This is a genomic window from Butyrivibrio hungatei, from assembly GCF_001858005.1.
Classification (GTDB): domain Bacteria; phylum Bacillota; class Clostridia; order Lachnospirales; family Lachnospiraceae; genus Butyrivibrio; species Butyrivibrio hungatei.
Genome location: NZ_CP017831.1, coordinates 3,114,652 through 3,136,022 on the forward strand (window position 1 = coordinate 3,114,652; position 21,371 = coordinate 3,136,022).

23 protein-coding genes and 1 tRNA gene are annotated in these 21,371 nt (G+C 39.2%); 7 read left to right on the top strand and 17 right to left on the bottom strand.

All coding sequences use genetic code 11. The annotated features are described in order from the left end of the window. Positions 1 to 97: 97 nt before the first annotated feature. Entirely contained in the window at positions 98 to 970 is an 873-nt protein-coding gene (locus bhn_RS14405; RefSeq protein WP_071177340.1) for a sensor domain-containing diguanylate cyclase, read from the top strand. Positions 971 to 1,003: 33 nt separating this feature from the next. On the opposite strand, the gene bhn_RS14410 is transcribed toward bhn_RS14405, so the two are convergent. The 9 genes from bhn_RS14410 to bhn_RS14450 form a co-directional block, all read right to left on the bottom strand. After that, positions 1,004 to 2,653: an ABC transporter ATP-binding protein gene (locus bhn_RS14410; protein ID WP_071177341.1), complete on the bottom strand. Its 1,650-nt coding sequence runs from the start codon at positions 2,651 to 2,653 to the stop codon at positions 1,004 to 1,006. 2 nt (positions 2,654 to 2,655) lie between these two features. Then, a complete protein-coding gene (locus tag bhn_RS14415; RefSeq protein ID WP_071177342.1) occupies positions 2,656 to 4,482 on the bottom strand; it encodes an ABC transporter permease in 1,827 nt (608 codons plus the stop codon). A gap of 61 nt (positions 4,483 to 4,543) precedes the next feature. Continuing rightward, a complete protein-coding gene (locus bhn_RS14420) occupies positions 4,544 to 5,959 on the bottom strand; it encodes a hypothetical protein (RefSeq protein ID WP_071177343.1) in 1,416 nt (471 codons plus the stop codon). 151 nt (positions 5,960 to 6,110) lie between these two features. After that, positions 6,111 to 6,875, bottom strand: coding sequence for a response regulator transcription factor (locus tag bhn_RS14425; protein ID WP_071177344.1), 765 nt, complete (start codon positions 6,873 to 6,875; stop codon positions 6,111 to 6,113). Further along, positions 6,872 to 8,599 carry a sensor histidine kinase gene (locus bhn_RS14430; protein ID WP_071177345.1) on the bottom strand — a complete coding sequence of 576 codons (1,728 nt, stop codon included), beginning with the start codon at positions 8,597 to 8,599 and terminating at the stop codon, positions 6,872 to 6,874. Before bhn_RS14430 ends, bhn_RS14425 begins: the two co-directional genes overlap by 4 nt. Before the next feature lie 2 nt (positions 8,600 to 8,601). After that, positions 8,602 to 9,645, bottom strand: coding sequence for an extracellular solute-binding protein (locus bhn_RS14435; protein WP_071177346.1), 1,044 nt, complete (start codon positions 9,643 to 9,645; stop codon positions 8,602 to 8,604). 3 nt (positions 9,646 to 9,648) lie between these two features. After that, positions 9,649 to 9,993, bottom strand: coding sequence for a phenylpyruvate tautomerase MIF-related protein (locus bhn_RS14440; protein WP_071177347.1), 345 nt, complete (start codon positions 9,991 to 9,993; stop codon positions 9,649 to 9,651). Between the two features lie 159 nt (positions 9,994 to 10,152). Then, complete coding sequence (locus bhn_RS14445) at positions 10,153 to 10,569, bottom strand: hypothetical protein (protein WP_071177348.1); 417 nt, start codon at positions 10,567 to 10,569, stop codon at positions 10,153 to 10,155. Positions 10,570 to 10,572: 3 nt separating this feature from the next. Next, positions 10,573 to 10,998 (bottom strand): helix-turn-helix transcriptional regulator, encoded by a 426-nt coding sequence (locus tag bhn_RS14450; protein WP_071177349.1) that lies wholly within the window; start codon positions 10,996 to 10,998, stop codon positions 10,573 to 10,575. Positions 10,999 to 11,184: 186 nt separating this feature from the next. On the opposite strand from bhn_RS14450, the gene bhn_RS14455 reads away from it, so the two are divergent. From bhn_RS14455 to bhn_RS15520, 6 genes are all read left to right on the top strand, one after another. Further along, positions 11,185 to 11,258: transfer RNA gene (locus bhn_RS14455), tRNA-Arg, on the top strand. A gap of 57 nt (positions 11,259 to 11,315) precedes the next feature. Beyond that, positions 11,316 to 11,960, top strand: a complete 645-nt coding sequence (locus bhn_RS14460; protein ID WP_071177350.1) for a hypothetical protein — start codon at positions 11,316 to 11,318, stop codon at positions 11,958 to 11,960. 332 nt (positions 11,961 to 12,292) lie between these two features. Continuing rightward, positions 12,293 to 12,670: a type II toxin-antitoxin system HicB family antitoxin gene (locus tag bhn_RS14465; RefSeq protein ID WP_071177351.1), complete on the top strand. Its 378-nt coding sequence runs from the start codon at positions 12,293 to 12,295 to the stop codon at positions 12,668 to 12,670. 160 nt (positions 12,671 to 12,830) lie between these two features. Further along, positions 12,831 to 13,955, top strand: coding sequence for a DUF362 domain-containing protein (locus tag bhn_RS14470; protein WP_071177352.1), 1,125 nt, complete (start codon positions 12,831 to 12,833; stop codon positions 13,953 to 13,955). A gap of 132 nt (positions 13,956 to 14,087) precedes the next feature. Then, positions 14,088 to 15,023: a HAMP domain-containing protein gene (locus tag bhn_RS15515; protein ID WP_083386035.1), complete on the top strand. Its 936-nt coding sequence runs from the start codon at positions 14,088 to 14,090 to the stop codon at positions 15,021 to 15,023. Next, positions 15,020 to 15,664, top strand: coding sequence for a PP2C family protein-serine/threonine phosphatase (locus tag bhn_RS15520; RefSeq protein ID WP_083386037.1), 645 nt, complete (start codon positions 15,020 to 15,022; stop codon positions 15,662 to 15,664). Before bhn_RS15515 ends, bhn_RS15520 begins: the two co-directional genes overlap by 4 nt. A 3-nt stretch (positions 15,665 to 15,667) precedes the next feature. Here bhn_RS15520 and bhn_RS14480 read toward each other — a convergent pair whose 3' ends face one another. The 8 genes from bhn_RS14480 to bhn_RS14515 form a co-directional block, all read right to left on the bottom strand. After that, positions 15,668 to 15,913 carry an FtsX-like permease family protein gene (locus bhn_RS14480; protein ID WP_071177353.1) on the bottom strand — a complete coding sequence of 82 codons (246 nt, stop codon included), beginning with the start codon at positions 15,911 to 15,913 and terminating at the stop codon, positions 15,668 to 15,670. Further along, entirely contained in the window at positions 15,879 to 16,046 is a 168-nt protein-coding gene (locus tag bhn_RS15745; protein ID WP_161487336.1) for a response regulator, read from the bottom strand. The genes bhn_RS14480 and bhn_RS15745 overlap by 35 nt, the downstream gene beginning before the upstream one ends. A gap of 66 nt (positions 16,047 to 16,112) precedes the next feature. Beyond that, positions 16,113 to 16,820 carry a purine-nucleoside phosphorylase gene (deoD, locus tag bhn_RS14490; RefSeq protein WP_071177355.1) on the bottom strand — a complete coding sequence of 236 codons (708 nt, stop codon included), beginning with the start codon at positions 16,818 to 16,820 and terminating at the stop codon, positions 16,113 to 16,115. Positions 16,821 to 16,837: 17 nt separating this feature from the next. Further along, positions 16,838 to 17,713, bottom strand: a complete 876-nt coding sequence (locus tag bhn_RS14495) for a DUF3881 family protein (protein ID WP_236845939.1) — start codon at positions 17,711 to 17,713, stop codon at positions 16,838 to 16,840. Positions 17,714 to 17,762: 49 nt separating this feature from the next. Then, positions 17,763 to 19,049 carry a serine--tRNA ligase gene (gene serS / locus bhn_RS14500; protein WP_071177357.1) on the bottom strand — a complete coding sequence of 429 codons (1,287 nt, stop codon included), beginning with the start codon at positions 19,047 to 19,049 and terminating at the stop codon, positions 17,763 to 17,765. A 64-nt stretch (positions 19,050 to 19,113) separates the two neighbouring features. Beyond that, complete coding sequence (locus bhn_RS14505) at positions 19,114 to 19,635, bottom strand: DUF4446 family protein (protein ID WP_071177358.1); 522 nt, start codon at positions 19,633 to 19,635, stop codon at positions 19,114 to 19,116. A gap of 13 nt (positions 19,636 to 19,648) precedes the next feature. Further along, positions 19,649 to 20,551: a ParB/RepB/Spo0J family partition protein gene (locus bhn_RS14510; protein ID WP_071177359.1), complete on the bottom strand. Its 903-nt coding sequence runs from the start codon at positions 20,549 to 20,551 to the stop codon at positions 19,649 to 19,651. Between the two features lie 13 nt (positions 20,552 to 20,564). Next, positions 20,565 to 21,341 carry a ParA family protein gene (locus bhn_RS14515; protein WP_071177360.1) on the bottom strand — a complete coding sequence of 259 codons (777 nt, stop codon included), beginning with the start codon at positions 21,339 to 21,341 and terminating at the stop codon, positions 20,565 to 20,567. Positions 21,342 to 21,371 lie beyond the last annotated feature (30 nt).

Below are 21,371 nucleotides of genomic sequence, written 5' to 3' on the forward strand. Positions count from 1 at the left end.
TTTTTGTCATCTCTTGTATCCAAAATATAGCTTATGTTGTTTATGAATGATAGAATATATATATACTAAATTTTATCAATTCATGACAGGATTTATTATGGCAAAAATTTCTAATTCAGATCTTTTTGACAATCTATTAACCCTCATTCCCGCTGGAATCTTCTGGAAAGACAAAGACCGGCGTTTTCTTGGCGCCAACCAGATGTTTCTTGATTACTATGGTCTTAACTCTGTTGACGAAATTATAGGTAAGACCGATGAAGATATGGGATGGCATATTGACCCTACTCCATTTAGAAATGTAGAACTTAAGGTTATAAATAATGGCGAAACTATCAGCAATGTCCCTGGCCAATGCATAGTTAAGGGTATGGTCCGTAACATTCGCGCATCAAAAAGGCCGCTTTATTCTGGCGGCAAGATTGTTGGACTTATCGGATACTTCATGGATGTTACAGATGAACTTGCTGAAAAAGACTGGCTTGCAAGCCTTTCAAGGACTGACGAGCTTACAGGAATCTTTAATAGACGAGCCTATTCAGATATCATCATTCAATACGAAGAACAGTACAAGCAAAATCATACTGATTTCGTCTTGTATATGATAGACCTGGATGGATTCAAGAATGTTAACGATGAGTTTGGCCACGAATACGGAAATCTTGTCCTTAAATCCGTAACCAAAAGCCTAGTATTTGCATCAGCAGACAACTGCGTTCTCTTCCGCTACGGCGGTGACGAGTTTGTAATCCTGCATCAGCTTCAGGATGAAAAGGAGGTTCAGCTCATAGAAAAAAGAATCATCAGAGCAATAGAATCTCCTAGAAATATAGAAGGAACCAAGGTTACGATCCACGGCTCCATTGGGTGTGCGCAGTATTCAGAAACAACCTCTGTTACGGCGCTTATTGAACTTGCTGATAAGCGAATGTATGAAATGAAAAACAGCCGCAAAGATCACAATAAATAATAAAGGGTTGCACATAACGTGCAACCCATATTTTTACATGATTTCCAATGTACCACCTGAGATCAGCTTACCTGAACGTCTATCAAAGAGTAGAATATCTTTTCCCTTGATATCGATGTTGGCATCCTGGCCAATGAGGTAGATTGAATTACCAAAGATTACGCTGGTAAGGAGGAAATCTCCAACTTTAAGTTTAAGTGTTGACTCCATACCAGTAGGCATTGCGCCGTAGATCTTGGTATTAATCTTACCAGCTGGCTCGATGTCGATAGCTTCTGGTCTTATGCCGAGTACAAAATCTTCATCAGTGATAACAGGCTCATCCATGAGGCTTTCATCCTGTTCCTCTACCTTCTGAACGTGGTACTTGAATACCTCGTCCTTGTTACTCTTTTCTACTGCGCCTTTCTTCATAAGTCTCTGGCGCTCAAATTCCTTTTTATCCTCTTCTTCCTTGTCTCTTTCTGCTCTCCAGTCTGAGATCTTAAGTGGCTCATTTGGCACAAACTTTGCCTTAACGCCATCAAGGATATTAAGCTCAACGCTTCCATCTGCTGCCTGTGCTCCCTTTGCATCCACAAAGTTCATTGATGGATTACCAACGAAGTCAGCAACGAAGAGGTTTGCTGGTCTTGAATAAACATCGAGTGGAGCTGCATACTGCTGAAGAACACCGTTGTTTACAAGACAGATTCTTGTAGCCAGTGTCATAGCTTCCATCTGATCATGTGTTACATATACAAATGTGCTTCCAGTCTCAACATGGAGTCTCTGAAGCTCATATCTCATCTCAAGTCTGAGCTTGGCATCAAGGTTTGATAATGGCTCATCCATGAAAAGAACCTGTGGCTCTGGAGCAAGAGTTCTGGCAATTGCTACTCTCTGCTGCTGTCCACCAGAAAGCTCTGCTGGATATCTATCCATGAACATTCCGATCTTAACGATCCTTGAACATGCTCTTACTCTTGAATCGATCTCTTCCTTTGTGAGCTTTCTTGTTTCCATCACTTCAATACCATTTTTAAGTACATGATATTTTCCGCTAAGCTCTTTTCCTTCTTTTGCATACTTTTCTTTGATTCCAGCAAGCTTTTCTTCGTACTCAGCAAGCTTTGCCTTTGCAACCTTATCTGGATCAGAAGAAGAATGGATTCCTAAGTTGAACAGCTCTTTTGCTGAATAAATTGAAAGATTGTAGTTGTCGATGAGTTTGATGTGCGCCTTGTTCTCATCGAGCTTGCCATTCTTGTCACGGCATTCTTCTACGATCTCTTTTATCTTGGTTCCATTAACAAGAGCTCTTACGATATCTCCTGTCTGCTTTGCCTCTGGATCAAGTACTGGCATCTCTTCGTGGATATTTTTTAGGCCAAAAGAGATATTCTCATAAACGGTCATATTTGGCCAAAGTGCGTAGTTCTGGAAAAGGAATCCGACCTTACGCTTGTTGGCCGGAACGTTGATTCCTGCATTTGAATCAAAAACTACTTTGTCTCCGATTGTGATCTTTCCTTCTGTTGGAGTCTCAAGGCCTGCGATCATTCTAAGGATTGTTGTCTTACCACAGCCTGAAGGTCCAAGAAGTGTAATAAATGAGTTATTTGGGATGTTAAGGCTAACATTATCTACACCAAAAAACTTTCCCCAACGTTTAGTTATGTTCTCTAAAATAATTTCAGGCATGATTACTTTCCTCCTATGCCGCTGTCAAGGCTTGCGCCTGTGAGCTTGTTTACCAAAGTATTAAATACAAGAATTGTTACGATGAGGATGAGGTTGATAGCACTTGAGAATGCGTAAAGTCCCATCTCATCGAAATAGTCTAGTGTTGTTGAAAGGATAAAGCCCTGTGTACAGAGAAGAAGGAACAATGATAATTCTCTAAGGCAGGTCATAAATGGAAGAAGATATCCACTTATGATTGATGACTTCTGGATTGGAATAATGATCCTTGTCATTCTCTTTACCCATGATGTATTCATGATAATTGCTGCTTCTTCAAGCTCGTTACTGATTTGAAGCATTGAATTTAGTGAACTTCTTGAAGCGAAAGGTATGTATTTTACTACACCTGCGATTATCAAAAGCGTATATGTATTAAACAGATTGATATGCTCGTTGGAGAAGAGGATAAAGAATGCTGCTCCAACTGCGATTGATGGCATGAGGTAAGGAAGGAATGCTACGTTGTTTACATAGTTTGCCCACTTATTCCTTCTCTTTTTAGCAACTGCGTATCCGATAAGTGTACCAATGGTTCCAGCTATCAGCGCACAGACAACTGCCAGGAACAATGTTCCAAAGAATGCATGCCAAATGGTATTGTTGTACAGGATTCCGGCCTGTCCATACATTCCGTTTTCTGTAATGTTTTCGTTTGTAACCCACCATTTTGTTGTGAGGTGAGCAAGATTTCCTGAATAAAGGAAGCTGTAATCTCCTGGGTTTGGAAGGAATGTCTCCAGCGCAAAGAGGAGAATTGGCCAGATACTTGTAAAGAATGTGATGATCATGAAGATGATTCCTACAAGATATTTACCAACCTTACCAATTGAGAGTTTTGTAAGCTGTCCTGATTTACCAGTAACCGTTGTATAGTTCTTACGGCTCTTTAAACTCATCTGGTTCATTCCAAGGATCAGTACGCCAAATACCATCATGATGATGGCCAGGATACTAGCTTCACCTGTGTACTTACTGTTCATTGAAATGTACTTGGTAGAAAGAGTTGTGAGGTTCAGATAATGTGGTACTGGGTAACTTCCCATAGCTGATCCAAATACCAAAAGAATTGTTGAAAGGATTGCTGGCTTGATCATAGGAAGTGTTACCTTGAACATTATCTTCCACTTTGGTGTATCAAGAATTGTGGCTGCCTCTTCGAGGTTGGCGTCCATATTCTTGAAGATTCCTCCAATGAGGATGTAAGCAAATGGTGCATAGTGAAGTCCTAGAACTACCGCACTTGGGAATACTCCCTGGCACCACCAGTGAGGAAAATAGACGTGGAATATTGCTGCAAGAAGTCCATCTGAAGTTCCTGTCACTTTGTTTGAATAAAACATATGCTGCCAAACAACGGCTAGTGTCCACTGTGGCATGATATAAGGAAAAATGAAGATAGAACTTAAATACTTCTTAAACTTCATGTCTGTTCTAGTTACTAGAAATGCGAACAGACCGCCGAAAAGAATTGATATAAAGCATGTGAGCACAGATAAGATCACAGTATTAAGAAGCGGTATCCAGAGATTGGTCTTTGCTAACTTACTTGTGAAAAGATCTGTGTAGTTTACTACTGAATAACCATTTACTCTTCCAGTTAAATGCTGGTCGATAGTACCTGGATGTATAGCAAAAGTATCTTTTACTATAGCTACGATAGGTGCGACTGTACTAAAGGTTAAAACAATCCCAAACAGCAAAAGTATTATATTCTGAGGTTGGGAAAACCATGTCTTTACCTTATTTTTGAAAATCGCACTTTTGTCTGGTTTTGCGATTGCATTCATTTTAGTTTCGTCCCCTTTTTTAAAGGATGCCGCCCGCAGGCGGCATCCGAAGTGTTGTTAATTATTCTCCTGGAGCATAGTGATCAAGAACGTCAATCCAGCTACCAACTGTGAATGATACTTCTGAGCAGTATGCAGGATCTTCAAGTACGAGCTCACCATCTGTTGTCCACCAGTCATATCCTCTGTCGTTCTTTGCTGGGAACTCATCTCCGCCACCCTGTGAGTGATGGAATGTGTCTTCAATCTCTTTTGCAACGTTAGGATTTGCTGAGTAGCCACCCATGTCTTTACCCCAAGCTTCAAATCCCTGCTCTGTGCATGTCATGAAAGCGATGAATGCACATGCTGTCCAAGGAAGTGGGCTGTTCTTGGTAAGGAAGAGGTAATGGCAATATCCATATCCGCCGATTCCTGTGTATCCGTCCTGATATGCTGCTACATTGATGTTGTTAACTGATACAGAAGCTGACTCTTCTACTGAACGAAGCTTACTGTATACTAAAAGACCTGACTGATCTGTTGCAGATGCATCTACAAGTGTGTTGCAGATAGGACCATCGTCTGTCTGCTCGTTGTAGTTGTTAACCCAAAGCTTGATCCATGCAAGTGCGTAAGCACCGTTTGCGCCAAGACCAAGGTCGTTTGCATCTGTCTGCATCTCTTTGATCACAGGCTCAAAATATGCTTTCTTGGTATCATCAAGCTTGTCATAAGCTTCCTTGAGCCATGTAGCATACTTATCTTCTGTGAGCATCATAAGGAAGTTCTTTCCTACGATCTCAGAATCAACACCCATGAAAAGAGGATGTGAACCTTCATATACGAAATCCCAGCAGTTATTGAACTGAGCACTTCCTGTGTTGTTGTACATGAAAACTTTATTAAGTGTCTGAAGTGGAAGGAATCCTGTGTAAGCATCAGGTGTTGTTCCGTTTGCTTCTGCCCATTCCTTAGGTACGTATGTCTTTAAGATGTCTGTATCTACCATCTTTGTCTGGATCTGGTTACCATCCTGGATAAGAGTCATAGCAAATGTGCCTTCGCTCTTAAGTGAATCTGATGTGAGCTGCTCAAAGATCTTGTTGTTCTTTGGCTGCTGCCACTCAAATTCCATTGTGTAAGATGGATCGATCGTCTGTAAGTACTCGATGAATAATGGAAGTGCTGACTTACCACGGCTACTGTTACCTACGCCGTAGAATGTCTTACCATTTGACTCTTCAATAGCCTTCTTAGCAAGCTCTTCCATTGACATTGTCTCTGCTTCAGCAATGATAGCATCGATTCCTGTGAGCTCAGCTGCTGGAGCAGCCTCTGCGGTTTCAGTTTGCTCTGTTGTCTGTGCTGCAGTATCTGTGCCAGCTGGTTGCGCATCTGTTCCTGCACCCTGGTTAGAAGCTGCGCTTCCGCAACCTGCAAGAGCGGATACAACCATTGTGAATGTTAAGATTGTTGATAATACTTTCTTTTTCACTTTTTATCCTCCTTTTACATTAGCTTGTGTCCTTTGCCCATAAAAAAAGAAACCACAAGCAGTTCTTTGCTTTATGGTTTCATTTTAGATTTCTTTTATATTTTTTTTGAGAAGACAAATCTGATATTATTTGTAATTTTTTGACAATTTATTACTCAAGTCCCTTATTTTGATATTCTGATGGCGTTCTTCCCACAAGCTTTTTGAAAGTATTTGAGAAATAGGCAATGTCCTGATAGCCTACTTTATCTGCTACTTCATACACTTTCACATTCATATCCTTGAGATAGTCCAGAGCTTTTTTGATTCTATACTTTGTAAGGTAATTGTTGATACTGGTGTCGGTTTCAGATTTAAAGAGTCTGCTGATATGTCCTTCGCTTACGCTCAGAGCCTCTGCAAGATTTCCTACGCTGAAGTCTACATCTGAGTAGTGATTTTCAATATATTCAATTGCTGCCTGAACGTAGCGGTTTGATACTTCCTCTTTTTTCTTAAGAGATATAAGCTCATTTTCAAGCTCTGCTTCCTGGGCAGTTCCATTGGGATGAAGGTGCAAAAGCCTTTGGATTACGCCTTCGAGCTCTCCATCCTGGAATGGCTTTAGGATATAATCTGAAACCCCAAGTCTTATGGCTTTTCTGGCATATTCAAATTCGTTGTAGGCAGTAAGGAATATGACTTTTGTATTTGGGTATTTATCTCGAAGCTGCTCTGCAAGCTCTATTCCGTCCATCTTGGGCATCCTGATGTCGGAGATCACAAGGTCTGGTCTTACTTTATCTGCAAGCTCCAAAGCCTCTTCTCCATTTGAAGCCTCCCCCACGACTTCGCATCCTATAAGAGACCAGTCGGTCTCTCCCTTAATACCTAGTCGTACATATTTTTCATCGTCTACTATCATTACAGTAGTCATTGTTCCCCTCGTTCTTCTTTCTTTTTTGGCTCTTTTTCTGAATATGGAAGTGTAATGATCATGACTGTTCCGCCCTGAGATGGTCTAAATGCCATGACTCCATACTCTTTTCCATAATAGAGTCTGATGATGGTGTTGACGTTGTTAAGGCCCAGGTGGCCCTTTAAGGTTTCAACGTCATCATTGTTTAAAGCCAACATCATCTCATCGCTTATGCCTTTACCGTCATCCTGAACGGATATCTTTAATAGATCTTTTTCTCCGGAATTATCTCTGCATGCAGCTACATAGATATGGCCATTTTCAGTTTCATCCATTCCGTGAATAATGGCGTTTTCGACTATTGGCTGAAGTATGAGCTTTGGAATAACTGCGTCCATTACTTCAGTTGGCACATCTATTGTAAGGTCGAACTTGTCATCAAATCTGATCTTCTGGATCTCGCAGTAGTTCTGGACAAGCTCTAGCTCTTTTGACAAAGGGCAAAACTGCCTCTCGGAAATACTGGTCCTAAGGATCCCTGCAAGTGAAGCTGCCATGGTGGCAACTTCTGGCACGTGATTGGCCTTAGCTACCCACTTAATGGTATCTAGTGTGTTGTACAGGAAGTGTGGATTGAGCTGGGCCTGCATCATCTCGATCCTGGTCTCGTTGATTGTTCGCTCTGCTTCAACTCGCTCTTCCATAGTCTGCTTGAGCTGGCTTGTCATCTTGTTAAAGCCTACTGCCAGTTGCTCGAACTCATCTTCTCTTGAGAGCTCTATCTTGGCATCAAAGTCACCTTTTCTGAAGCGTTTCATTCCGCTGGCCATGGTATTTATGGGCTTTGAAAAATATGCGCTGAGTCTTGAAGCTACAAGAAGACAAACAATGACGCTAAAGAGTGCTTCAAGTGTAAGGATCTGATAACCAACCTTTACTGCAGATTCTCCCAGGGCTGGCGGCGTAACGTATATGCTCAAAAGCCCAGTTTTTCCAATCTCATTCATGTACACATTGTTTTCTATATTGTAATTATAAGCTTGTCCGTCAAAGAGATTTCTACGGATGCTCTTAAGTTCGCTACCATTTTCAGCAGTTCCAATGAGGCAGAATGGCCTAAGGAACTGGTCTGTTAACATGAATCCATCCTTGGCATTTATGTTGCTTCGAAGTCTATTTTCTATTTCAGTTTGCTCTATCCTGACGATAGCAAAGGCTGGAACATTTCCCTCTACTATCTGTTTTGCTATCAAAAGATCTGCTCCTGTCTTGGTGGACTCTGTAGGATCTAGTGCATAGATGACTTCGCCCTTACTGTTCTTGGCTTCCTCTAGAACTGAATAATAGAGAGGAAGCTTATTGGACAGAGATCTGGCGCTGGTACTGAACACACATCTGTCACCCTGATAGATATCTACTGTTGCAAAGTCTCTTATTCTTCTTGATACGTTGTAAAGCTCAGAATAGATAGTAAGTGAACTATTCTTACTCTGTGTAAGAGCATTTTTTATGATATCGCTTTTTGATATGAGGTCCAGCGTCTCTTCAGATAGCTCTATATCACGCTGCAAAAGAGAATTGATAGCGGTGTTCTGCTCGATATCTTTTTTCTCATAGTCGTATTTAAGTCTTGCCTGGAATCCCTGAATGGTAAAGACACCACCTATGATGACAAGAATCAGTGTTACTGTTAGAAAGATTGCAAATAGCTGCCTTTTGAAGGACTGTCTGATGATTCCCATAGTTAGTCCTCCGTCTTTCTTAGCTCGTCCCAGAGATTAAAGATATCTTCCTCTTCTCTGGCAGATTTTTTTACATCAAAATCAATGAGCTTGGTGCTTCCATATGTTGGTGATAAGTCTACATCAGTCCTTACTGGCCTTCTATAGAAATTTTCCATTGCGTATTTCTGGGTATCATAGCCCACCACAAAATCTATAAATTTACCAGCATTGTAGGAATGTGGCGCATTTTTTAACATGGCTATGCCATCTGGAACTGCGCTGGTACCGTCATTCGGATATATAAGGGATATGTTATAGCCTTTTTCAATGTACTTCTTGGCTGTCTCTTCAAGGGTAATTCCTATGAGATATGTGCCATCTGATACCGCTGGGATTACGTCTCCTGATGAATCTAATATCTCTCCGTCAAGCTGTTCATAGAACTTCGGTAAAAGAGTCTTGTAAGATTCCCCTAAAAGCTGCTCCATTGTGGCTACAATCGTATAACTGGTGCCTGAATTACTCAAGTCTGCAAAGGCTATCTCACCTTTCCATTTGCTGTCAAAAAGACTTTTCCAGGTTCTTGGAACTTCTGATGAAGATACAAGCTTTTTGTTATAGATAAAAACTATCGGAAGCTCTGTAAACGCAGTCCAGGAACCTTCTTGTGAACTATAGTTCTCATCAAGAAACTCTTTTTCACTAGAAACATATCTAAGAAATATGTCACTATGGGCTTCATAGCTTTCTATTCCGCCCCCAAACATTATGTCGCACTGGCTGTTTTCTGATGCCTCTTTTGCTTTCTGCATCATCTCTGCGGTTCCGCCTGCATGAACGTCAACCCAGATTCCAGTCCTGTTCTCAAACTCTCTGATGATAGGAAGATACACTTCCTCCTTGTGAGATGTGTAGACTATGAGCTGGTTTTCTTGTGGTACTGCATATTTCTGGGAAATATTCTCTATTTCTTCCTGTCTGGGACTATTTTGGCATGACGAAAGCAGGAGCACTAATGCTCCTGCCAAAAATACCGTTGATATTTTTTCCCCCAGCTTCCTCATAACTTAAAAGTTACTTCCATTCCAGCCCCAATTATCTGCTGGAGTGTACTTTACGTAAATATGATCTGGTGCAATTCCTAGAACATCACCAAAGATATTAGTAATTTCTCCTGTTAGTTTATCAAACGCACTTGGATTAGCTCCGCCAAATACCATAACTTCTACAAAAGCTGTTGGCTGAGAATTATCCCCTCTAAAATACAGATGATATCCATCTTCAAATCCAGTCATGAGCCAGCTTTCGCTCTTTCCAGGAATTATTTCAATTGCTTTTCCAAGCTTTTCTTTGAGCTTTCTCTCCTGATCTTCTGTGATCTTTACGCTTATCTTTGAATTAATAAATGGCATAATGCTCCTCCCACCATAACTTTTTTCACTATTTAAAGTATTTAATATAGTGTATCACAGAGGTCTGCCGATGGTAAATTCATTACATGAAAATGCCCGTATGACATAGAAATTCGTCATACGGGTCATAGTCTTATAGGAAGGGATTATTAGTTATTATTATACGTTTGCGTAAAACAATCCTTTATACGTTGCTGTAGTATATGGACCTCTTAAGCTCCAAGGTTCATAATTACAACCTTGCAGGTATAAGTCTCCTGTGTACTCTACGCCATCTGCATATATTTTATAATTTCTTAACACCTCCTGCACATCTACATGACCATCATACGTAAAGTCCACAGTAAATTCTCTCTTTATGATAGTCTGTATTATTGCCACCCCGCTGCTATATTTTTGTTTTATTGCTACTGTGTAGTGAATTCCTTCCTCTGTGTATCCCTCTGATATTATTATGTTACTGTTTTCTGTTATCGTATCTTGTGCAAAACAGGTTGTTTTTAATGATACGCTTAAAACAATTACCATGCTGAATGCTATGATTGATTTAAATAATTTATTCACACTCTTCTTCATAAGTTATTCTATTCCCCTTTTTATTAGTATTCTGAATAAAATAATAAACAATACATTAAACGCAATAATAGCCAAGTATATAATTGAACGCTTTACGTTAAATAAAACTCTTGGATCACTAAAGAAAAATATGTAACCTAATACTACAATAGCGACGTACAGGACAAGTAGCATAACCGCTTTTCTAAACATCATCTTAGTTTTTTTCCTTGAATCAAAAATGGGATATCTAGCAGCCGTTAGCTCTTCGATAGAAATTTTTAACGCATCCGCTATACTTTGTAATAATTCAACATCAGGATAACAAATCCCTCTTTCCCATTTTGATACCGCCTTGTCTGTAACGTACAGGCTACTTGCTAATTCTTTTTGTGTCATTCCCAACTCAATACGTCTTCGCTTTATTACTTCCCCTACTTTTTCGTTCATAGCTTTCCCTCCTATAAAATTCTGTCTTACGATTAGCGTATATAATTCCCCATAAAAAGTCACTCTACTTTTGGTTTACTTTCGATTTTTCCTAGTTTTTTCTTTATATTATACCTTTATCTCCGGGAATAAGATATTGCACTTTCTTGATTTACCTTATACTTTATGCTAATATACTGATTGCATGTTTCCGTAGCTCAGCAGGATAGAGCGTCCGCCTCCTAAGCGGAAGGTCGTGCGTTCGAATCGCATCGGGAACATTGATTTTGAGGAGTCTGGAATTCAGGCTCCTTTTTTGTAATCTCGGAGGGCAGAAAATGGCTTCTAGTATTATGCATCTTGCGATAACAAATGAAGTGTCAAAGAGAATACTTTTTACCGATGTAAATAGACTTAAGTTTGGTTCTGTTGTAGTTGACGCTGGCATTGGCGGGAACACATATGGTACTGCCCACATGAAGATTATTGTATTAGATGGAAATATGAAAACCTATGATTTTGACCGCTTTCGTCATTTGTTTGGAAAAAAGATGTTAGAAGATGACCTGTATATGGGTTATTATCTGCACCTAGTTCAAGATGCGCTATATAGACATTTTGTATATGATAGGTATCATTGGAATTCAACCATTCCAGGTAATGTAGAACGTCTACATAAAGATTATCAGATTATTAATCAGTATGTTATTAATAAATATCATCTAGCAAACGATCTTACTGTGCCTAATGGCTTTAAGGACGAAGCCCTAAATCAAGTAAGTTCTTTTGATACAGATAGGCTTATGCAGGATATGCTCTCATTTTTCCAACCTGTTGAAGAAGAACCCATCTTCTTTTTTACAAAAGAAATGGCCGACGAATACATAGAAGAAACAATACGCTTCTGCATAGATGAAGTGAAAAAACTTCGTAATAATGAGCCCGGTATCGATATGATGACTTATGCATGGAAAAGAGCGTGAATTTAAGTAGTTAAATTCCTATTCTTTTTCCATCAGTTTTTTATAATAAGCTATGATTTTCTCAGCTAAATTCTCATTCTTACTCATTGATTCAATCATTGCATACATCTCTGAATTATCACTTTTTCTAAAAGTGACTATATCTGAAACTGCTTCTTTGCTCTCTCCACAAAGATACTCTGGCGTAGTATGAAATACCTGCGCAAGATGCTAGAGAAAGAAAATGCTTATCTTAGTATTTGACACCAAATATGACACCAATTAAAATGGAGATGGATACATATCTAAATGGAACAAACTAATGAAAGTTGTATTGGAAGAAGGTGATATCGATGAAAAAAACAATTGATGATTATATGAAACTTCCATACAAAATGGAAATAGTTGAAGACCCTGATGAAGGGGGATTCGTTGTTTCTTTTCCTGAACTACCAGGATGCATCACTATAGGAGACACAATAGAAGAAGCCATAAAGAATGCTTCTGACGCAAAAAGAACCTGGTTTGAAGCTGCTTTAGAAGAAAACATCGACATTAGTGAGCCCTTAGTTTCAGAAAAATATTCTGGTCAATTTAAATTAAGACTTCCCAAAAGTCTTCATAGATCTCTTGCAGAAAATTCTAAACGAGAAGGTATCAGCATGAATCAGTACTGTGTTTATCTTCTCTCTCGTTGGGATGCATTAAATACTCCTAGTTCTTACCAATAATTATCACTACTAATTTGATACTTTTCTAAGGAGTCTGGATTTCAGGCTCCTTTTTTTACAAAAATCTGTCAAAACTTAGCAAAAAAACTATTTTCAATATCTCTTTTCTCCATATATGATTAATATAAGGTATCGTTGGCATATTAATGGAGGTTTCAAATTGGAAAAGTCAAAAGTTTATTTCACAGATTTTAGAACAGTTCTAGGTGTAAGCCTTCCGGCAAAACTACAGAAGCTTATTAAAAAAGCTGGAATCGAATCCATAGATATGGATGGAAAATTCGTGGCGATCAAGATGCATTTTGGTGAGCTTGGCAATCTCGCCTATCTTAGGCCTAATTACGCTAAGGCAGTCGCAGATGTAGTAAAAGAACTTGGAGGTCTACCCTTTTTAACGGATTGTAACACTTTATATCCAGGAAGTCGTAAGCACGCTTTAGAGCATCTAGACTGCGCTAATATAAACGGTTTTAATACTGTAACTACCGGATGCCAGATAATTATCGCTGATGGACTTAGGGGAACAGATGATATTGCAGTACCTGTTCCAAATGGTGAATATTGCAAAGAAGCATATATCGGCCGAGCTGTTATGGACGCAGACATCGTAATCTCACTTAATCACTTTAAGGGGCATGAGCAGGCTGGTTTTGGCGGTGCTATCAAAAATCTTGGAATGGGTTGTGGTAGCCGCGCCGGTAAGATGCAACAGCACAACAGCGGTCATCCACATGTAACCACAGACCTTTGCAGAGGATGTCAAAGATGCGCCAAAGAATGTGGCTCAGATGCTATAAGCTATGAAAATAATAAAGCCCGGATCGACCCTGAGAAATGCAAGGGTTGTGGCCGTTGTATTGGTGCCTGCGCCTTTGACGCTATAGAAAACGATAACTGGGATGCACCACAGATGCTTGGAAGAAAAATGGCTGAGTACACTTCTGCTGTTATAAGCGGAAGGCCTAGCTTCCACATCTCTCTTATTACAGATGTTTCTCCTAACTGCGATTGTCATGGTGAAAATGATGCTCCTATCCTTCCAGATATCGGAATGCTTGCTTCATTTGATCCTGTTGCCCTTGACCAGGCCTGCGTTGATCTGTGTCAGAAAGCTGAACCTATTAGAAACAGTCAGCTTGGAGACAACATGGCTAAGGAACATTTCCACGACCATGGAGATGTATGGCACAACAGTAATCCTAACGTTTCATGGGCAGAAACACTTGAGCATGCTCAAAAGATTGGCGTTGGAACACGTGACTACGAGCTTATTGTTATGAAATAAATCAGATTACTAATAAGCCTTTATCTCAGATTTCTCTCTTCTGAGGTAAAGGCTTTATTTTTATTTCAGAAATATATATATGTTATTTGGTATAATGTTTTTATACAAAAATATGAAAGGATCCTGGCCGATATGAAGAAAAGAATGAGTGTAAATGAAAAAGCTTTAGCCGGTATCATTGCATTTACTCTATTTTTTGCTGTCTTTACTTGCCTGGCCGGATTCCTCATTTTTGATCATGTCATTGAAAAACTTTATAACGATAAGGGTTATGTCGTAGCAAATATTATCTCCCATGACATCGACCACGACAAGATTTCTGAATATACAAAGACCTGGGAAGCCGATGATTATTACCATGAAATGGAAGATTATCTTCATCATGTTGAAGAATACTCTGGTGCAGCATACATCTATATTGCCGTTCCCTATGAAGATCACACTATGCGCTATGTCTATGACTCTGATACTTACATAGGAGACTCTGATCCTATCGCTGCTTCTTTTGATGAAATCTGGAATGCCTATACCAAGGGTATTCGTCCCACAAGTTACCTTGTGAGAAAATCCAAAAAATATGGCTATTTGACCTCAAGCTGCCTCCCTATCGCAGACAGCTCCGGGAATATTGTAGCTCTTTTATTTGTTGATACTCACATGGAAGAAATTCTGTCTACACTTGGCAAATATGTTTTCTACATGGTTGTGATATCCCTTGTTCTCATGCTTATATTCTGCATCTTGAACTGGATGGTCTTAAACAGGACTCTTATCAAACCTATTATGTTCATCAAAAAAAATCTGGATTCCTTTGCCGAAAGTAACGCAACTGTCGATGATTCTCTTTCTTCTATTCAGACTGGTGATGAAATTGAGGACCTGGCCATTTCTGTACATGACATGGAAAAAGATTTGGTGAAATACATCGACAACATCAAGTCGATTACTGCAGAAAAGGAACGCATAAGCGCTGAACTTAATGTCGCAACACAGATTCAGGCAGACATGCTGCCCAGAGTATTTCCGCCTTTCCCAGATAAAAAGACTTTGATATCTATGCAACAATGACCCCAGCCAAGGAAGTTGGCGGTGATTTCTATGACTTTTTCCTGATTGACGATGATCATATCGCTCTTGTTATGGCTGATGTTTCTGGTAAGGGCGTACCAGCAGCTCTTTTCATGGTTAATGCAAAGACACTTATCAAAAATAGGACAATGACGAGTAATAATCTCTCTACATCAGAAATAATCCACGATGTTAATAATATGCTGTGCGAAGGAAATGACGCCGAAATGTTTGTGACTGTCTGGCTATGCATCATTCAGCTCTCTACAGGAAATTGCAGGATAACCAATGCCGGACATGAACATCCAGCTGTTAAAGTTTCTGGACAGGATTATAGTCTTAAGACTTATCGCCATTCCATTGCTGTAGCTGCTATGCCTGATGTCAAATTCGAAGAACACGAATTTAAGTTGAATCCAGGAGATTCGCTTTTTGTTTATACTGACGGCGTCACTGAAGCTACTGATTCTGAAAATGATTTGTTTGGAACAGACAGGCTTATAGCTTCTCTTAATAAGGAAAAAGACGCCGATGCCACCGCCCTTTTGGGGCTTGTAAAAAAAGACATCGACGCCTTTGTTGGAAACGCACCTCAATTTGATGATATTACCATGCTTTGCTTTAGATATCTCGGAAAGTAATTCTTAGCAGATATCTTCTTTGAGTACTTCTATGATCTCATCATTCTTGACCTTCGAAATGCTCATGAGCATGCTGATTCCGACTATCGCAAAAACCACCACGATAACTATGAGATAAAGTCCCAGATTCAATTGGAACTGTTCTATGTTGTTGCTCTTTTTGCACATGAGATAATAAACATAAACTGAAAGTGGAAGCGCTACTACTAATGCTCTAAGAGCATAAAGAATGGTCTCTAATGAGATCATTTTTCTTTTCTTCAAATAATTCTTTAGCCTTAGCTACAGATTTGGTAAGGGTTACGTTATAGCCTTCTTTTTCTAATGAATATTTCAGCCCCATGCCGATTGCGTCATCATCTTCTAGTAAAAAAATATTCATGGCTTCTCCTTTTAAAAAAGTGGAACCTTGAAATAACTCAAAGTTCCACTTTATACACATTTTAAATCAAAGCTGAATTGCTGTCTTAAGTGCGATCTCCATCATGTCTGTGAAGCTTGTCTGTCTCTCTTCTGCAGAAAGCTCTCCGCTCTTGAAGAGGTGATCAGAAATTGTAAGGATCGTGAGGGCATTCTTGTGTGCCTCTGCTGCGTTCATGTAAAGAGCTGGTGTTTCCATCTCTACTGCAAGGGCTCCTACATTTCTGTAAAGTTCACTTTCGTTGCACTTCTTGTAAAAAGCATCAGATGAAAGAACATCACCAACGTGATACTTAACTCCTTTTTCTTTTGCAAGAGCAACAGCCTTCTCTAAGATATTGAAAGATGCTGTTGGTGCAAATGTTCCAGGAAGTCCGAACTGGAATCCGTAATTTGAATCTGTGTGAGCTCCCATTGCAAATACAATGTCCATTACATTTACATCGTCCTGTAAACCACCGGCACTTCCAACTCTGATGATGTTGTCTACATCATAGAAATTAAAAAGCTCATAAGAATAAATTCCGATTGATGGGATTCCCATTCCGTGTCCCATTACAGAAACTTCTTTTCCTTCGTACTTACCTGTGAAACCGAGCATTCCTCTTACTTCATTGAAACACTTTACATCTGTAAGGAATGTCTCTGCAATAAATTTAGCTCTAAGTGGGTCACCAGGCATTAAGACTGTTTTTGCGATATCACCTTTTTCAGCGCTATTGTGTGGTGTTGCCATTTGTTTTCTCCTTTTCTTTAGTTGGTATCTGGGAAGTTAATATATCCTTGCATCCAGATATTACCTTTGAATCTTCTGCCTACCGCAGGCTCTCCTAAGAGATCCTTTTCATTGATGCAGACATCAAACTCAAGATCATTACAATTTACTTTCATGATATGAACAGTCTCTTTGGTGAGGAAGTTTTCTACTTTTCTTGCCTCTACAATCTCTCCAAGTACTGAATACTGATCGCACTCAACACCATATGGCATAAAGTACGTATCAACAAGACTATATACATCCTGCTTTCTGATTTTTTTAGAAAGAGTTGTATAAAGGTCCATATCATCAAGGGTCAAAGACTCGATTGCTGTCTCATCTCCTCTTCGCGCATTGTTAATGAGTTTATTTCTATAATTAGTTTTCTTTTTTGCTACTTCTTTTTCTTCTTCAGTCTTAGCTATTGGCATCATTATCTGACCTTTAGTTGATAGTGATGACAAGCTAAGAGTCGTTCCTCTTATTGGGAAATGATCCTCGTTCTCATACTTAACGTATGGGATCATGTTCTGAAGATAGAAAATAAGAGTCACACCAAGTCTTGGTTCATTACACACTCCAGCATAAGAATACTGTGCTGCATGCCTTTCGACATTGATGTCTTCTTCTGTACTAATGCCTGTTGGAACAAGATAAGGATAATAATATTCGTAAACGAATTTATCTTCCTCATCAAATTCACCGCAGACTGCTAGTCCTATTCCATCAGCGTAATCTCTTGCAAACTCAGCTAATATCATATTCTCATCTTTTGTGACATATGAACGCTTTCTTGCTTCCTGGATTGTGTCTGTTATAAGTTTTGTTAATTCTTTTCTATCCTTAAGATTGGAAAATCCAACTGCTCGCAAGAATTTGTGCAATGAGATTTCACCTCTTTTCTAGTACTGTATTACTTAATTACTTTGTTGGAACAAGCACTTCTTTTCCGCCCATATATGGACGAAGTACTTCAGGAATTCTAACGCTTCCATCTGCCTGAAGGTTGTTCTCAAGGAAAGCGATGAGCATTCTTGGTGGAGCAACAACAGTATTATTAAGTGTGTGAGCAAGATAGTTTCCATCCTTGCCCTTAATTCTGATCTTAAGTCTTCTAGCCTGAGCATCTCCAAGATTTGAGCAGCTACCTACTTCGAAGTACTTCTTCTGTCTTGGTGACCAAGCTTCTACGTCACAAGACTTGCACTTAAGATCTGCAAGGTCTCCTGAGCAGCACTCAAGTGTACGAACAGGAATATCCATAGATCTGAAAAGATCTACTGTATTCTTCCAAAGCTTGTCATACCATTCCTTTGATTCTTCTGGCTTACAGATTACTACCATCTCCTGCTTTTCGAACTGGTGAATTCTGTAAACACCTCTCTCTTCGATACCGTGAGCACCCTTCTCTTTTCTAAAGCATGGAGAATAACTTGTAAGTGCCTTTGGTACATCTTCTTCTGGAATGATCTGGTCGATGAACTTACCGATCATTGAATGCTCACTTGTTCCGATAAGGTAAAGGTCTTCTCCTTCAATCTTATACATCATTGCTTCCATTTCTGGGAAGCTCATAACACCTGCTACTACGTTTCCATGAATCATGAAAGGTGGTACGCAGTATGTAAATCCTCTGTCAATCATGAAATCTCTTGCATATGAGATAACTGCTGAGTGAAGTCTTGCGATGTCACCCATGAGATAATAGAATCCATTACCTGCTACTCTTCTAGCTGCGTCAAGATCAATACCATCGAATCTCTCCATGATATCTGTGTGATATGGAATCTCAAAATCAGGAACTACTGGATCACCATACTTCTGGATCTCAACGTTCTGAGAATCGTCTTTTCCGATAGGTACTGTATCATCGATGATCTGTGGAATGATCATCATCTTATTTGTAACCTGCTCATCAAGTTCTTTCTGCTTAGCTTCAAGATTTTCAAGCTCTGCAGCTTCTTTAGCTACTTCATCCTTAAGGGCCATGGCCTCATCTTTTTTGCCCTGAGCCATAAGTCCACCGATTTCCTTAGAAATCTTGTTTCTGTGAGCACGGATTTCGTCTGCCTTCTGCTGGTTTGTTCTTCTTTCTTCATCCAACTTGATTACTTCATCTACGAGAGGAAGCTTCTCATCCTGGAATTTTTTCTTGATGTTTTCTCTTACCACATCTGGATTTTCACGTAAAAATTTAATGTCGATCATTTCGATCTCCTCCAAGTTATATATTAATATATTTTAAGCAATTTAATTTATTGCTATTTATAGCTTATCTGTTTGTGCTGTCGAGTGCCAGGTCAAGAGCTTTTTTCTCTTCACCGCTTAATTCGACATCTGCCATTCCGGCATTGACCTCTTTTGAATATGAATAGTTGATTCCGTCTGTTCCATGAACTGAGTTAAGAAGAAATCCGTTATCATTTTCATCTAAAAGACAAAGTGCAAAACTTAGTTTTCCTCCGCTCTGATTGAAAGCGTCGTATTTCTCAAGACCTATCTTCTGGAATGTTCTAGCCATTCGCTTATTGATATCGATGATGTCTTTTCTGTTTTTCTCATTTTCACTTCTGATCAGTCTGTTATCATGGAAAAGTCCAACAATCTCATCTTCAAGTGACTGAGCTTCTTTACCCTGCATGAACTTATTATATTTTCTTTCAAGCTTTCTGAACTTCACTCTTGTTACAATAAGAAAAACAAGTAATACCAGAATAAGTACAAATGCTACGATAAATAAATAAGCTGGGTCAAGATTTCCAATTCCAAGTAAGTTAAATAATTCGCTGTTCATTTTTTATCTCCATTCATCCTTTGCAAAGTCTATCAGTGATTTTTTCAAGATCGTCATTACTATAGAATTCTATTTCGATCTTTCCTGTTCCATCACCTTTGGAGATAATTTCTACCTTGGTACCAATTGCCTGTTTGCATTTTTCTGAAAGACTAGAATAAACTGCATCGAGGCTTGCCTTGTTAGCAACTGTCTTCTTTGGCTTTGATGTCTTTCCAAGATTCTTAACTAATTTTTCTGTTTCGCGGACACTTAACTTCTCATCAAAAACTTTTTGTGCAAGTGTGATCTGCTCTTCTTCATTTTCAATTGAAATAAGTGCTCTTGCATGTCCTGTTGATATCTTGCCCTCGATGACCATCTGTCTAACATGATCACAGAGCTTTAATAATCTGAGAGAGTTTGTAATAGTTACTCTGCTCTTTGATACCTTATCAGCTACAACGTCCTGTGTATATCCGAAGTCATCTATGAGCTTTTTATAAGCAAGAGCTTCTTCAATTGGATTGATGTCTTCTCTCTGAATATTATCAATAAGACCAATCTCTGCAATTTCCTGCTCAGTAAGGTCTTTGATTATTACTGGTACTTCTTTGAGGCCGGCTTTCTTTGCGGCTCTCCATCTTCTCTCACCACCAACTATTTCATAGTGGTCTTTCTTATCTGTAACAATAAGAGGATTGATGATTCCGAACTGTTTGATTGAATCTGCAAGTTCAATCAATGTATCCTCATCAAAAGTCTTTCTTGGCTGACTTCTGTTTGGCTCAATCTTTGTAATGTTAAGTTTAACTACCTGTCCATCAACAGGTGGTGTTACAGCTTCTGGCTTTTTTGCTGTAGTAACAACCTTTGCTGGAATTATTGAATCGAGTCCTTTACCGAGTCCCCTCTTTGCGTTCTTTGGTACTGCCATTTTCCCCTCCAACTTACTCAAATATTCTATCTATTACTTCATCTGCTAATAATCTGTACGCTTCAGCACCAGCAGATTTTGGTTCATACACATTAATAGGAAGTCCATAACTTGGAGCTTCTGCTAGCCTAATATTTCTAGGAATAATTGTCTTATAAACATTTTCCTGAATGTGCTCTTTTACATTCTCTACTACCTGAAGTGAAAGGTTTGTTCTTGAATCAAACATTGTAAATACTACACCTTCCATCTCGAGTTCAGGATTAAGTCTGTCTTTTACAAGGTTAACTGTATGTACTAACTGACTAAGTCCTTCAAGTGCGTAATACTCACACTGAATTGGAACTAATACTGTGTTAGCAGTTGTCATAGCATTAACTGTTAACATACTAAGTGATGGTGGACAATCAATGATTATAAAATCGTAGTTGTCTTTCACATTACTGATTGCTTCTCTAAGAATATATTCTTTCTGATCTGCATCAATCAATTCGATTTCTACAGCTGCAAGATTTACATTAGATGGAATGATATCTACTCCATCTAATCCCTCAACTACATTTTCTTTAATAGCTTCTTCTGTTGAACACTCCCCTATCATGAGTTCGTAGATTGTGTTCTCTAATTCATTCTTGTCTAATCCAAATCCGCTAGTTGTATTACCCTGTGGATCTGTATCGATGACCAATACCTTTTTCCCTTTTTCAGCAAGAGCAGCTGATAAGTTGATGGACGTTGTAGTCTTACCAACTCCGCCCTTCTGGTTTGCAATAGCAATAACTCTTCCCATCATTCCTCCTAAATCTAACACACTAATGTG

Coding starts and splice junctions, on each gene's coding strand:
- bhn_RS14405 (WP_071177340.1), top strand. CDS start 98: ATGGCAAAAATTTCTAATTCAGATCTTTTTGACAATCTATTAACCCTC.
- bhn_RS14410 (WP_071177341.1), bottom strand. CDS start 2,653: ATGCCTGAAATTATTTTAGAGAACATAACTAAACGTTGGGGAAAGTTT.
- bhn_RS14415 (WP_071177342.1), bottom strand. CDS start 4,482: ATGAATGCAATCGCAAAACCAGACAAAAGTGCGATTTTCAAAAATAAG.
- bhn_RS14425 (WP_071177344.1), bottom strand. CDS start 6,875: ATGACTACTGTAATGATAGTAGACGATGAAAAATATGTACGACTAGGT.
- bhn_RS14430 (WP_071177345.1), bottom strand. CDS start 8,599: ATGGGAATCATCAGACAGTCCTTCAAAAGGCAGCTATTTGCAATCTTT.
- bhn_RS14435 (WP_071177346.1), bottom strand. CDS start 9,645: ATGAGGAAGCTGGGGGAAAAAATATCAACGGTATTTTTGGCAGGAGCA.
- bhn_RS14440 (WP_071177347.1), bottom strand. CDS start 9,993: ATGCCATTTATTAATTCAAAGATAAGCGTAAAGATCACAGAAGATCAG.
- bhn_RS14445 (WP_071177348.1), bottom strand. CDS start 10,569: ATGAAGAAGAGTGTGAATAAATTATTTAAATCAATCATAGCATTCAGC.
- bhn_RS14450 (WP_071177349.1), bottom strand. CDS start 10,998: ATGAACGAAAAAGTAGGGGAAGTAATAAAGCGAAGACGTATTGAGTTG.
- bhn_RS14460 (WP_071177350.1), top strand. CDS start 11,316: ATGGCTTCTAGTATTATGCATCTTGCGATAACAAATGAAGTGTCAAAG.
- bhn_RS14465 (WP_071177351.1), top strand. CDS start 12,293: ATGAAAAAAACAATTGATGATTATATGAAACTTCCATACAAAATGGAA.
- bhn_RS15515 (WP_083386035.1), top strand. CDS start 14,088: ATGAAGAAAAGAATGAGTGTAAATGAAAAAGCTTTAGCCGGTATCATT.
- bhn_RS15520 (WP_083386037.1), top strand. CDS start 15,020: ATGACCCCAGCCAAGGAAGTTGGCGGTGATTTCTATGACTTTTTCCTG.
- bhn_RS14480 (WP_071177353.1), bottom strand. CDS start 15,913: ATGATCTCATTAGAGACCATTCTTTATGCTCTTAGAGCATTAGTAGTA.
- bhn_RS15745 (WP_161487336.1), bottom strand. CDS start 16,046: ATGAATATTTTTTTACTAGAAGATGATGACGCAATCGGCATGGGGCTG.
- deoD (WP_071177355.1), bottom strand. CDS start 16,820: ATGGCAACACCACACAATAGCGCTGAAAAAGGTGATATCGCAAAAACA.
- serS (WP_071177357.1), bottom strand. CDS start 19,049: ATGATCGACATTAAATTTTTACGTGAAAATCCAGATGTGGTAAGAGAA.
- bhn_RS14505 (WP_071177358.1), bottom strand. CDS start 19,635: ATGAACAGCGAATTATTTAACTTACTTGGAATTGGAAATCTTGACCCA.
- bhn_RS14510 (WP_071177359.1), bottom strand. CDS start 20,551: ATGGCAGTACCAAAGAACGCAAAGAGGGGACTCGGTAAAGGACTCGAT.
- bhn_RS14515 (WP_071177360.1), bottom strand. CDS start 21,341: ATGGGAAGAGTTATTGCTATTGCAAACCAGAAGGGCGGAGTTGGTAAG.